The sequence below is a fragment of the Shewanella sp. NKUCC05_KAH genome (assembly GCF_019345585.1).
Taxonomy (GTDB): domain Bacteria; phylum Pseudomonadota; class Gammaproteobacteria; order Enterobacterales; family Shewanellaceae; genus Shewanella; species Shewanella oncorhynchi.
The window spans coordinates 232996-245640 of the sequence record NZ_JAHKQZ010000003.1; the positions used below are offsets into that span (position 1 = coordinate 232996).

Annotated in this window: 8 protein-coding genes; 6 read left to right on the top strand and 2 right to left on the bottom strand. The window is 44.7% G+C overall.

Going from position 1 to position 12645, the window contains the following annotated elements:
- Positions 1-33: 33 nt before the first annotated feature.
- Positions 34-525, bottom strand: coding sequence for an outer membrane protein assembly factor BamE (gene bamE, locus KO533_RS04725; RefSeq protein WP_028760727.1), 492 nt, complete (start codon positions 523-525; stop codon positions 34-36).
- Positions 526-954: 429 nt separating this feature from the next.
- Here bamE and KO533_RS04730 point away from each other — a divergent pair, with 429 nt between their 5' ends.
- From KO533_RS04730 to KO533_RS04745, 4 genes are all read left to right on the top strand, one after another.
- Entirely contained in the window at positions 955-1746 is a 792-nt protein-coding gene (locus tag KO533_RS04730; RefSeq protein ID WP_219234076.1) for an SAM-dependent methyltransferase, read from the top strand.
- A 58-nt stretch (positions 1747-1804) separates the two neighbouring features.
- Positions 1805-2017: a hypothetical protein gene (locus tag KO533_RS04735; RefSeq protein WP_219234077.1), complete on the top strand. Its 213-nt coding sequence runs from the start codon at positions 1805-1807 to the stop codon at positions 2015-2017.
- A 63-nt stretch (positions 2018-2080) separates the two neighbouring features.
- Entirely contained in the window at positions 2081-3814 is a 1734-nt protein-coding gene (locus tag KO533_RS04740; protein ID WP_219234078.1) for a GGDEF domain-containing protein, read from the top strand.
- Between the two features lie 331 nt (positions 3815-4145).
- The gene (locus KO533_RS04745; RefSeq protein ID WP_028760723.1) at positions 4146-5915 is read left to right on the top strand and encodes a monovalent cation:proton antiporter-2 (CPA2) family protein; all 1770 of its coding nucleotides are present in this window, start codon (positions 4146-4148) and stop codon (positions 5913-5915) included.
- 92 nt (positions 5916-6007) lie between these two features.
- Here the strand turns inward: KO533_RS04745 and KO533_RS04750 are convergent, their stop codons facing one another.
- Complete coding sequence (locus KO533_RS04750) at positions 6008-8452, bottom strand: TonB-dependent receptor (protein WP_219253065.1); 2445 nt, start codon at positions 8450-8452, stop codon at positions 6008-6010.
- Positions 8453-9311: 859 nt separating this feature from the next.
- Here KO533_RS04750 and aceB point away from each other — a divergent pair.
- Both aceB and aceA read left to right on the top strand, forming a co-directional pair.
- Complete coding sequence (aceB, locus tag KO533_RS04755; RefSeq protein ID WP_219253067.1) at positions 9312-10961, top strand: malate synthase A; 1650 nt, start codon at positions 9312-9314, stop codon at positions 10959-10961.
- A gap of 140 nt (positions 10962-11101) precedes the next feature.
- The gene (gene aceA, locus KO533_RS04760; protein ID WP_028760720.1) at positions 11102-12427 is read left to right on the top strand and encodes an isocitrate lyase; all 1326 of its coding nucleotides are present in this window, start codon (positions 11102-11104) and stop codon (positions 12425-12427) included.
- Positions 12428-12645 lie beyond the last annotated feature (218 nt).

The window sequence follows — 12645 nt, forward strand, 5'->3', positions numbered from 1 at the left end:
TGACTGAGAAGAGCATAAGCAAAGTTTAGGATATTACTTAATTGGTTTTTGAACTTGCGCTTCAGCTTGATTTTCTTTAACTAATGGCTTTTCATCGGCGCGCTGTGCTGGAATTTGTGGTACTAGCTCAGTTTTATTACCTGTTGGTAAGCTGCTTTGCTCTAGCGGCGTACTAAATTCTTTGCTCAGTTCATAATCGCCTTTCACTGAGGTAAGTTTATCGCCCGTAAAGTGCAGTATGAGTTCTTTATGCGTAATGCTGGCATCACGCCCACTCTTGTAGTGATACACGTAGTACCAAGTATCGTCAGCAAAACTATCTCGTAATACCGGACGGCCGAGAATGTATTCGGCTTGTTCTTTGGTCATGTCAATGCGCAACTTTTCAACTTGTTGCGGTTCCATGTAGTTGCCCTGTGGAATATCGGGCTTATAAATCAACCAATCGAACACGCTACAGGCACTGAGTGAAACAGAGAGCGCCACAGCGCCCAGTAGGGTAAGACTTTGCTTTTTATTGATCATTGTATGCGCTACTTCTGAAAATCTGGCGGCCATAATACCCAAGCATTCCCCCTCATGACAAGGGCAATCGGGCTTTGCAACCGTCATAGATCGAATTGTGTGACTTTTCGACCCAGTATGTTGGCTTTAGTTCTCAATCTTTAAGGATATTTATTCGCTGAATTCATATGGGACTATGAGTATGATTTTCTGCTTCAGAGCCGTACAGGTTTACTGTTGGCTGGATTGGGAAAAGAGTAAATGTGAGCGATTTCTTCTTTAAAGCCAAGCAATTAGTTAGCAAGTCGATAGGCAGTATGTGTGGCGATAAACATAGTAATCTCATTAAAATCAGATTAAAGTTACCGATATGTTTTTATTGTGTTCTTGTACTGTGGCTTTTTTGCCGTAAGTTTGCAGTGTTCGAAATAAAATAGTGGGATAGATGCATTGGGTTCTTTAGTTTGCGTAGGTACGGGTTTACAACTGGCCGGACAGATCAGTGTGATGAGTCGTAGTTATATTGAACACGCTGATATCGTGTTTTCACTCTTGCCCGATGGTTTTTCGCAGCGTTGGATCCAGAACATTAATCCCAATGTCATCAATTTACAGCCGTTTTATGCACAAAATGGTGAAGTTAAAAATCGCCGAGAAACCTATGAACAAATGGTTAATTCTATATTGGAGGCCGTGAAGGCTGGCAAAAAAACCGTTTGTGCGCTCTATGGTCATCCTGGAGTCTTTGCCTGTGTTTCCCATATGGCGATTACGCGGGCTAGGGCAGAAGGGTTTTCAGCGAAGATGGAGCCGGGGATTTCTGCCGAGGCGTGTTTATGGGCTGATCTGGGTATTGACCCCGGCAGCTCTGGGCATCAAAGTTTTGAAGCTAGCCAGTTTATGTTTTTTAATCATGTGCCCGATCCGACAACCCATTTATTGTTATGGCAAATTGCGATTGCTGGCGAACATACCTTAACTCAGTTCCATACTACGAGTGACAGGCTGCAGATTTTGGTTGAACAACTGAATCAATGGTATCCGCGAGATCATCAAGTATTGATCTACGAAGCCGCTAATCTGCCAGTTCAAGCCCCTAGAATTGAGTATTTGCCGTTGAGTAAGCTGCCCGAGGCAAACTTGTCTCCGATCAGTACCTTACTGATCCCTCCAGCAAAAAAACTCGAATACAACTATGCTATTTTAACTAAATTAGGCATTAGACCTGAAGATTTAGGCTAATTGTGAATGCTGTACTTCTGAGCTGAATTCGGGAGTCACCATATAAATAAGGAAAGGTATGTCTGCATTATCCGATTTTTTTACCCAGTTAGGCCAAGATGCACAACTGATGGAAGCGTATCAACAGGACCCTGAGGCCGTAATGCGCGCCCATGGGTTAACTGATGAAGAAATTAGCGCTGTAATGACTGGGGATATGACAAAACTAAAAGTTTTGAGTGGCGACCAAAATTATCAAACATTTATTTTAGTCAATCATGGTAATAATTAACTAATCTTGAAACGGTTACGTTGTGTCCTATTAGCCATTTTCGCCTTGTGTTCGACAGCTTTGATGGCTAACTCTCTCGATTTTGATCAGGCACTTAATGAGCTTGATGTATTACTGCAATCTGATCTTAGTGCTGCGCAGAAAAAGCTTGCCGAATATGAGAAAGAATTCAGTCGTTTAACTACAATACAACAAGGACGACTGAGGATAGATAGAGCGATAGGTTATTTTTTCATCGGTGAATATACTAAAGCGTTAGATGATCTTCACCAAGCCGAAACCTTAGTGACAAATACTGATTTATTAGCGTCAGTTTATAGTTACAAAGCCACTGTATATATAGGGATACGTGACTATGACAAAGCCTTGGCTGCAGTCGCTCAAGCATTAGCCCTAGTGGTGAATATTGATGATGTCACGATTAAACGGCACTCATATTTAAGAATTGCCAATATTTATTCCGAAATGGATGCTTATAGCGATATGGGCCTTTATGCCAATAAGGTGCTACAACTCGCAAAGGAAACCGATGTCCGCGATATTTGCCATGCCAAATTGTTGCGCGCTATTTATTTACTCGGCGTGAAAAATCCCGACGCCTTCGATGCCTTCGAAGATAGCCGTCAATACTGTGATGCGAAGCAATTCCCCCTTCTGGCGACTATGTCGATGAAAGGCAAAGCTATGGTTTTGCAGGAGCGGGGCGACTTTTTAGGCGCGAGAGCGATTCTGCTATTAGCCTTAAAAGGGTATGAAGCTTTTCAATTTCAGTTAGAAATTAGCCATGTACATGCACTACTTGCCGAGAATTACTTTGCCATGGGTGAGCAGGTTCAAGCGAAAAGTCACGCCGTTAAAGTGCTTTCATTCCCCGATGATAATAGTTACATCGAACATAAGCATATTGCATATAAGGTATTTGCCGAACTGATGGCGGCGGATAAACAATTTGAGCAAGCCTATGAATACACAAGAAAAGAACAATATTATAATCAATTGATTTTTGACCAATCTAGAATGAAAACCCTCGCTTATCAGGCGGCTAAGTTTAATGCTGATGAACAGTCGCGTGAAATCAATTTACTCAATAAAGAGCGTGAACTTTACATCGCTCAGCAAATGGTAAAAGAGCGGGAATACACCAATATGCTGATGTTTATCACTATTCTAGTGGGTGGGCTGTTCTTCCTTGGGATTTTGTTAGCCGTAGGTCAGATGCAGAAACGTAAGTTTATGCGTATGGCGAGAATGGATGCCTTAACAGGCATATTGAATCGTGGTGCAGGGCAAGAGTTGGGAGAAAACCTTTTTGTGCAAGCCACGGCGCGTAGCGGGGGGTTCTGTGTCATTTTATTCGATTTAGATTTCTTCAAACGCATCAACGATTCTTTTGGTCATGGAACTGGCGATTGGGCGCTTAAAAAGGTGGTTGACTCCCTTAAATCCCATATCCGAAATGGTGATGTTTTTGCTCGTATCGGCGGTGAGGAGTTTGCGATTTTATTACCTTATGCCGATGAAGAGAAAGGCATGGAAGTGGCGGAGCAGTGCCGAGCTCGTATCGAGGCCATTGATACCCAACATTCAGGGCATAAGTTCGTCATAACGGCAAGTTTTGGCGTGAGCGGTTTAATGGCTGATGATCTGAGTTTGGATCCATTATTTCACCGAGCCGACATGGCGCTCTATGCCGCTAAGGCCAATGGCCGCAACACCGTAGTACGCTATTCTGACATATTAAAATGTGACAAGCAGGCAACTGATTTACGGCGTCATATCGCATCGCCCTCTGTGTAATGCAAGTCGAGTGAGCATTTAGTCTCATCCAGAGTTGGCAAGCCCTTACTGGTTTTATCCTTCCTTAGTTTATTGCTCGTTTTTTATTTTGCAGCCACTCACTAAAATGCAATAACAGTCTAAGGTGTCTCTAAGCGCTCTTTTACTCTGCTTTGTTGCTCCAGTTGATTTCCCCCACGCTTAAGTGTTTTCCGTATCAAAAATTTCTTATTTTTAATGAATTGCCTTGACCTTGTTAATAAATAAATGGGATATCATAGCTGATAATTGCCTAGCTATTGCTGGGTCCTTACATAGAACAATGCGCATTCCTTTTTCCGTTGGAGCCTTCATGGAACAGTCGAGTTTACTCACGTCGGTGCTGCTATTTTTATTGGCGGCGGTTATTTTTGTTCCCTTGGGTAAACGTTTTGGCGCGGGCCCTATTCTTTCCTATTTGGCCGCAGGGATTATTTTAGGCCCAGGTGGTATGGCGTTGGTTTCTGATCCTGCAGCCGTGTTGCATTTTGCCGAGTTAGGTGTGGTACTTATGCTGTTTGTACTTGGACTCGAATTGAATCCAAGTAAATTATGGGAACTTCGCAGTGCTATCTTTGGTTTAGGTAGTGGTCAGCTGTTGTTGTCATGGGCTGCGATTGGAGGTTTGGCTTGGGGCTTTGGCTTGTCTATTGAGGCGGCTTTAGTGGTTGGTGCCGCGCTATCTTTATCATCGACAGCCTTTGCCGTGCAGTTAATGAGTGAGCATAGGTTGCTCACAACCCCACTTGGACGTGATGCTTTTGGGGTCTTGTTAATGCAAGATCTTGCGGTTATCCCTATGTTGCTGCTGACAGCATATTTGGCGCCCAATTCTGCTCAGATTGAACATCATGCGGTGCCTTGGTACTGGACGTGTCTTGCGCTCGTTGGTTTTGTGTTAGTGGGGAAATATTTACTGCCTAAATTCCTTAAACTAGTGGCAAGCAGTGGGGTGCGTGAAGTGCTCACCGCTTTTGCATTATTGTTGGTCATGGGTAGCGCTGAGTTAATGGAGTGGTTGGGACTTTCCGCGGGTATGGGGGCATTTTTGGCGGGTATTATGCTCGCTAACTCAAGTTATCGGCACCAGCTCGAAACTGATATAGAACCTTTTAAAGGCTTATTGCTTGGGCTGTTTTTCATGGCTGTCGGTATGAGTATGGATTTGAAATTATTGATATCTGATCCGTTGCTTATTCTGGGCATTTTAATGGCTATGTTGCTGATTAAAACCTTTGTGCTTATGGTGCTGGGGCGCATTCGGCACCACAAATGGCGACCGAGTATTGCATTGGGGTTGATCCTTGCAGAAGGCGGTGAATTTGCCTTTGTGCTGTTATCCCAGGCGCAGTTATCTGGCATTGTCGGCGATAAAATTGCGCAAGTCCTTGTGCTTGCTATTGGTTTGTCTATGGCGGTGACGCCGATATTGTTTACCCTGTTTCGTGCGACTAAAGCCAAAGTGGTGGATACTCGTCTGCCAGATACGATTAATGTCACCGAATCTGAAGTGGTGATTGCTGGATTTGGTCGAGTAGGCCAGATCACGGGGCGTATTTTGGCCTCATCAGGTATCCCTTTTGTCGCATTGGATAAGGATGCGAGCCATGTGGATGTGATTCGCAAATATGGCGGTGAGGTCTATTTTGGTGATGCCAGACGCTTAGACATGTTGATGTCAGCGGGGATTGCTCGGTCTAGATTACTATTGCTTGCCGTGGACAGTGTTGAGGATTCCATTGAAATTGCTCAGCAAGTGAAAACGCATTTTCCCCATATCAACATAGTCGCGCGGGCGAGGGACCGTAACCATGCTTATCGTTTGATGAGCCTTGGGGTGACGGATGTGTTTCGTGAGACCTTTGGTTCGGCGCTATCGGCCAGTGAGAAGATTCTCCAAGGCCTAGGTTTATCGCAGGTACAAGCCAACGAGCGGGTAAAAATCTTTGCTGAACATGATAAGAAACTGGTGATTGCGAGTGCGGCTCATCAGAATGATTTAGCGACGTTAATCAATTTATCGAATAAGGGTAAGGCAGAGTTGGAATCCCTCATGCGTGGCGATAGGGAGAATGTGAGCTAATGTTGTCACTCTGATTTGGATATAAAAAGAGAGCATAAATGCTCTCTTTTTTATTGGTTTAAAACATCAAATATAACGCTGATGTTTAGGTGTTAAAAGCTATAGCTGTATTGCAGTTTGACGTTGCGTTCTTCACCCGGCATACCACCGAGGAACATGGCTTTACTGTAATAGTCTTTATTGAAAAGGTTATTGATGTTCAGCTGGATTTTCCAAGAATCCGCGTTGTAGCTCACTGCCGAGTCAACGACGGTATAGCTAGGCACGTAACCGTCTGGAATACCAAATGAGCTTGAGTGCGTACTGCGATCATCGACAAATTTTGCACCAAGGCTCAGCTCGATTGGGCTTGATAATCTAAACCAATCCGCGCCATAGGTAACCCAAGCACTGGCGGTGACATAAGGCACACCTTTTTGACGGCTGTCGTAATTTGCGACGTCATTCGGGTTTTGCTTATCCCTTGCATCTTGGTACATGCCATTAAGGTTAACGCGCCATTGATCATTCAGGTGGGCATTGAGATCGAGTTCGACCCCCTGAGTATCTTCGCTGCCATCGTAAAAATACACGGGAATATTAGGGGTTAATATGCCATTGGTATAATCAGGGTTGTTATAGGCGACATTAGTACGCGAGCTTTTAAAGAATACCAGTGAGCCAAGCAATTGATCCTCAAATGCTTTAAAGCGCATACCTAGATCATTGCTAATTGATTCTGAATCATCTCGGTCGGTAGCATTATCTTTTACTGCATCAAGTACACTGTAAGCGGTTCGCCCTTTAGAATGGTTGATGAAAAATGATAAATCCTCAATCGGCATGTAGGTTAACCCTAGGTTATAGGTCATACCGTTATCTGTGGTATCAGCTTCTGGTGTCGCTTGGGATTGGCTAGTGCTATAGCGTGGATCAACACCAAAGTGCTCATAGGCTTGTTTAATTTCATTAAAGGCAACACCAATACGTGTGGTAAAGCCGTATGGCAGATAACTGACATGTTGTAAGCCTACGCCCCAAGCGCTGACTTTTTTGTCATAGTTAGCGGTTTTGAGTGGGTCATAGTCCTCGAATTTACCTGTGCCCCAATTAGGATTGCGGATGTCGTATATATAAGGCAGAGATCCTTGGTAAATGATTTTGCCATCTTTGTTTTTAAAGATTTGATCCGCATCGTAGATAGAATATTGCTGGAAGCGAATATTACGGTCTTCATAGTTGGCATTGACCAATAATTCATTGTCTATATTGCCAATTTGGAAGTCATAACGTAAATCGGCAAAGTACTGCCACGAAGTCTCGTCGGCATCCACTTTACGGTATTCCTGACGTCTTGCAGCAAAAGGATAAAGTTCGCCGTTTTCAACTAATGGCGCGCGGGGATCAGCGTTGATCGGGTTTTTGCCTTGTTTCCAGTAGACGTAGTTATAAGCACCTGTTTGGCGGGCGAAGCCTGAAGTGTAGTCGCGATACTGTAATTGCTGATTAAGAAACAGATTATCGTTGAAGTAAATATTATGGGTTAGTTTAAATCTTAACTCTTCGCCTTCATTGTCCTTCGCCATGGGTGAAATCAGCCCTGCATCACCAAACGAATAGGGCCTTAAGCCGTCAGCGCCCGATAACGAGACCGCTAGCTGCTGACGCTGTGCATCGGTCAGTTGTAGACCCTTACCACTTGGATCGTTGATCAAATCCTGCCAAGTGACCTCTCCCGCGCTCTTACCGCCGACTGAATCGGCATTGTAAATTCGAATCGGGTGGCCAATAGAGTCAACGGCAATAGCATCTTTGATGTAAGCACCTGAAAGCATTACATCTTGGCTATCACTTAATACCCATTTTAAGGCGCCATAGATTTCGTCTCTGTCTGTGCCTATATCGCGATAGCCATCACTGCGGCCGGATTTGGCCACTAAACGGTAGGCGACATCATCATTCAGGGCGCCCGTGCTATCCAGAGCAAGAGAGTAGGTATCCCATTGCCCAACTTCGGCGGTAAATTTGTTTTTTGACTCGAATTGCGGTTTTTTCTCAATTAAATTGATGACGCCGCCAGCACTCCCCATGCCATAGAGTCCAGTCGCTGGGCCTTTTAATACTTCTACGGATTCAACGTTGGTTAAAGAGCGCGTGGGGTTAAAAGTGTTACCAAGGCCAGCACCGCCATACATACCGTCATAGGTGTAATTTGCGCCTAAACCACGGATGACTATGTTGTCACCGATGCCATAGTTATTACCCGCTTGAGTCACACCACTGATGTTACGGATCAAGTCTTGCAGATTATCAGTACCTTGGGTTTCGATCAGTTCTTGGTCAACAATTACAACTGCAGCGGGTGTTTCCATGAGAGACATGTCGGATTTAGTCGCTAGCCCTGAATTTTTCACCACTGAGTTTTGTCTGCCATAAACCGTGATGCGCTCAACGTTGGCTTCAGTATTTGCTGATACCGAGTTAGCTTCGGCGGATGCAGTTTGCGATAAAACGGAAAGGCAGGCGAGTGCAGTTAGTGACAAACGAAATGATTTCATTAATGGTTCCCCCAAATAAATAGGTCGCGAATAGTAATGATTTGCATTTAAGTTGGCAACATATGTTTCAGATGTCGTGGTTGAAATGTGCAGTGCTGCGAATAAGTGTTACGAAAAGGCATGTATTTGAGGAAGTAAGATATGGGTTCTCGCAGGAGAAAAGCTTCATAAAAAGTCGCGTCTAAGTTCCATCCCGCTGTAATGTCAAATTTGTTTCATTTTTTTTATAAAAAAGTGATTTATTTTTTGAGTTAACCATCACATCCCACCTTGTTGATCGGGAAACGCAACCTGGCACTTAGTTTGAATCGCACACGACACTTGTTTCGTTTACGTAAACGTCAGAATGAAACGGTCGTTTTAATTTGTGGCAATAGCAACAGTCTTTATCATTATGATTTATATGAATTTATCTGACTTACCTCTAGGTTAGTTCAAAACATTGAGCATTTTCTACTTAGGTCTAATAGAGTAAAAATGATGTAATAATAAATTTACTATTGGTTATTTAATTACGTAATTAATTACTTTGCGTATTGATTGGTAAAGTTGTCTGACAAGTTTCATTTAATTGCAATTGTCATATGTGATTAAAATGTTTAATTTCATATTTATCAGTTATTTGTTGTTTATTTTATTGCTTGGTCAGACCAATTTTAGCATGGTTTTTACTTAGGTTAATGCAGTTTTTGTCAATCTTGGACTGTTGCAAATACAAACGTTTGTCGGTAAGTTTTAGTTCGAAACAAACATTTGATGGTTTTTTGGTGAGTTTATAAGCAGTGGTGATTGGGGATGCTACTGCTTTATATGTCAGCGTTAAGCCTGTGATAGTGGAGCCTCTTGGGAGGGCATCAAGATGACGGAACACACTTTGAGTGAACAGCAATTGAATTCGACACTGGGTAAAGCTACAGCAAACGCCACGCTTAATATTGTGGGTCGTGACATTCCAGGCCAAGAAGTCATATTTACCGAAGGGGCTGTCGCCTTACTCGAATCCCTTTGTCGTGAGTTTGCCGACGAAGTACCCGCCTTACTCGCTAAACGTAAAGATAAACAAGCACGTATTGATAAAGGAACATTACCTGACTTTCTGCCGGAAACCCGCGCTATCCGTGATGGTGCATGGCAGATTCGTGGTATTCCCGATGACTTACTCGATCGCCGCGTAGAAATCACAGGTCCCGTTGAACGTAAGATGGTGATTAACGCACTCAACGCCAATGCCAAAGTGTTTATGGCCGATTTCGAAGATTCTTTAGCACCAAGCTGGGAAAAAGTCGTCGAAGGTCAAATCAATCTACGTGATGCCGTGCGTGGTGATATTGAGTACACAGCACCGGACACGGGTAAGCACTATAAATTAGGACCAAATCCGGCAGTGCTTATCTGCCGCGTTCGTGGTCTGCACCTTAAAGAAAAACACGTACAGTTTAATGGCAAAGCGATTCCTGGCTCACTGTTTGATTTCGCACTGTATTTCTACCACAACTATCGCCAACTTTTGGCCAAGGGCAGTGGTCCATACTTTTATATTCCTAAGTTAGAAAGTCATATAGAAGCGCGCTGGTGGGCAAAAGTGTTTGCTTTTGTTGAGGAAAGATTTTGTCTGCAAGCGGGCACGATTAAATGTACTTGCCTGATCGAGACGTTACCGGCCGTGTTCGAAATGGACGAAATTCTCTATGAACTACGTTCCAATATCGTCGCACTGAACTGTGGTCGTTGGGATTACATCTTCAGCTATATTAAAACATTAAAACGTCATAGCGACCGAGTCTTACCGGATCGCCAAGCCGTCACTATGGATACGCCTTTCTTAAGCGCTTATTCAAGACTCTTGATTAAGACCTGCCACAAACGCGGTGCCTTAGCGATGGGCGGCATGGCAGCCTTTATTCCTGCTAAAGATCCTGCTCAGAACGAAGCGGTATTGCAGCGAGTTCGTCGAGATAAAGAGCTTGAGGCGCGTAACGGCCACGATGGCACTTGGGTAGCGCACCCTGGCCTTGCCGACACCGCTATGGGGATTTTCAACGAATACATAGGCCAAGATCACTGTAATCAATTACATATTACCCGTGATGTAGACGCGCCAATTCTGGCTAGTGAGTTACTTAAAACCTGCGATGGTGAGCGCACTGAACAAGGGATGCGTCTGAACATTCGTATCGCCCTGCAGTATTTAGAGGCGTGGATCAGCGGTAACGGTTGTGTGCCCATTTACGGCTTAATGGAAGATGCGGCGACGGCTGAGATCTCTAGGGCCTCAATTTGGCAATGGATCCAACACGGTAAGTCGCTGTCCAACGGCAAACTCGTTACCAAACAACTCTTTAAAGACATGTTGGTTGAAGAGCTGTCGAACGTGAAAAAAGAAGTGGGTAGCGACAGATTCACCCATGGCAAATTCACCCAAGCAGCGGTGTTGCTTGAAGACATTACCACCTCCGACGAGCTGGTCGATTTCTTAACCTTACCCGGTTACGAAATGCTGACAGCTTAGAATGAACTCATTTGCTTGAACCGTTTTAGGTAAACCAGATTTAGCTGTGGCGGGGCTACCGTCAACCAAACAATTTAGCAGAGTGAAACTGGGGGGCAGTTTCATGATAGCTACAACATCAAAGATAAAGGAGCGACACTATGACTAAGGCAACGACTCAGACTTCACGTCAAGAACAGATTGATGCAATCAAGCGAGATTGGGCTGAAAACCCACGTTGGAAACACGTGCGTCGTCCTTATACCGCAGAAGAAGTGGTTGCACTTCGCGGTTCAATCGTGCCAGAGAATACTATCGCTAAGCGCGGTGCAGCTAAGTTATGGGAATTGGTTAACGGTGGCGCTAAAAAAGGCTATGTGAATTCACTGGGTGCGTTAACGGGTGGTCAAGCGGTACAACAGGCGAAAGCGGGTATTGAAGCGATTTACCTTTCAGGTTGGCAAGTGGCAGCCGATGCTAACTTAGCCGGCACTATGTACCCAGATCAATCTTTATACCCAGCCAACTCAGTGCCAGCTGTGGTGTCACGCATCAATAACTCATTCCGTCGCGCCGACCAAATTCAGTGGGGCAATGGCGTTAATCCAGAAGATGAAAAGTTTGTTGATTACTTTCTGCCAATTATTGCTGACGCAGAAGCGGGCTTTGGCGGTGTATTAAATGCCTTCGAACTGATGAAGTCGATGATCGACGCGGGCGCTGCCGGTGTTCATTTTGAAGATCAGTTAGCTTCAGTGAAGAAATGTGGTCACATGGGCGGCAAAGTATTAGTGCCAACCCAAGAAGCGGTACAAAAGCTGGTTGCTGCACGTTTAGCGGCGGACGTGAGCGGTGTCGATACACTAGTTATCGCCCGTACCGATGCTAACGCGGCCGATTTGTTAACTTCAGATTGCGACCCATACGATCGTGATTTCGTGACTGGCGAGCGCACCAATGAAGGTTTCTACCGTGTGAAAGCGGGTCTTGACCAAGCGATCTCTCGTGGTCTTGCTTATGCCCCTTATGCAGATTTGATTTGGTGTGAAACCGCTAAACCGGATCTTGAAGAAGCGCGTGTTTTTGCTGAAGCGATTCATGCTCAGTACCCAGATCAGCTGCTTGCTTACAACTGTTCGCCTTCGTTCAACTGGAAGAAAAATCTGGACGACGCCACTATCGCGCGCTTCCAACAAGCATTGTCAGACATGGGCTACAAGTACCAGTTCATCACTTTAGCCGGCATCCACAACATGTGGTACAACATGTTCGACCTCGCTTACGACTATGCGCGCGGCGAAGGTATGAAGCATTATGTCGAGAAAGTTCAAGAAGTTGAGTTTGCTGCAGCGAAGAAAGGTTACACCTTTGTGGCGCATCAACAGGAAGTGGGCACAGGTTATTTCGACCAAGTGACTACGGTTATTCAAGGTGGCCATTCTTCAGTGACTGCACTGACAGGTTCCACCGAAGAAGAGCAGTTTTAAGCAGTAAGCAGCGCTTAGGATGATCCATTGTGATTGTGGATCACTCCTCAGCACGCCTTACATTGATATATGTGGTGAGGCGTGGTTAAAAACTCGAAATAGAGGGCAAGGGCGGACTGTGATGAGTTACCGACCTTGCAGCCTAAATCTCGAGTCGAGTATGAAAGAGTGTTACCCGTAAGCCTGTGTTTAGCTGCTCTGCAGCTGTTGTCCCCCGT

Excerpts from the sequence above, each read along its gene's own strand:
- KO533_RS04735 (WP_219234077.1), top strand. The coding sequence starts at position 1,805 with ATGTCTGCATTATCCGATTTTTTTACCCAGTTAGGCCAAGATGCACAA.
- aceA (WP_028760720.1), top strand. The coding sequence starts at position 11,102 with ATGACTAAGGCAACGACTCAGACTTCACGTCAAGAACAGATTGATGCA.
- KO533_RS04745 (WP_028760723.1), top strand. The coding sequence starts at position 4,146 with ATGGAACAGTCGAGTTTACTCACGTCGGTGCTGCTATTTTTATTGGCG.
- KO533_RS04740 (WP_219234078.1), top strand. The coding sequence starts at position 2,081 with ATGGCTAACTCTCTCGATTTTGATCAGGCACTTAATGAGCTTGATGTA.
- aceB (WP_219253067.1), top strand. The coding sequence starts at position 9,312 with ATGACGGAACACACTTTGAGTGAACAGCAATTGAATTCGACACTGGGT.
- KO533_RS04750 (WP_219253065.1), bottom strand. The coding sequence starts at position 8,452 with ATGAAATCATTTCGTTTGTCACTAACTGCACTCGCCTGCCTTTCCGTT.
- bamE (WP_028760727.1), bottom strand. The coding sequence starts at position 525 with ATGATCAATAAAAAGCAAAGTCTTACCCTACTGGGCGCTGTGGCGCTC.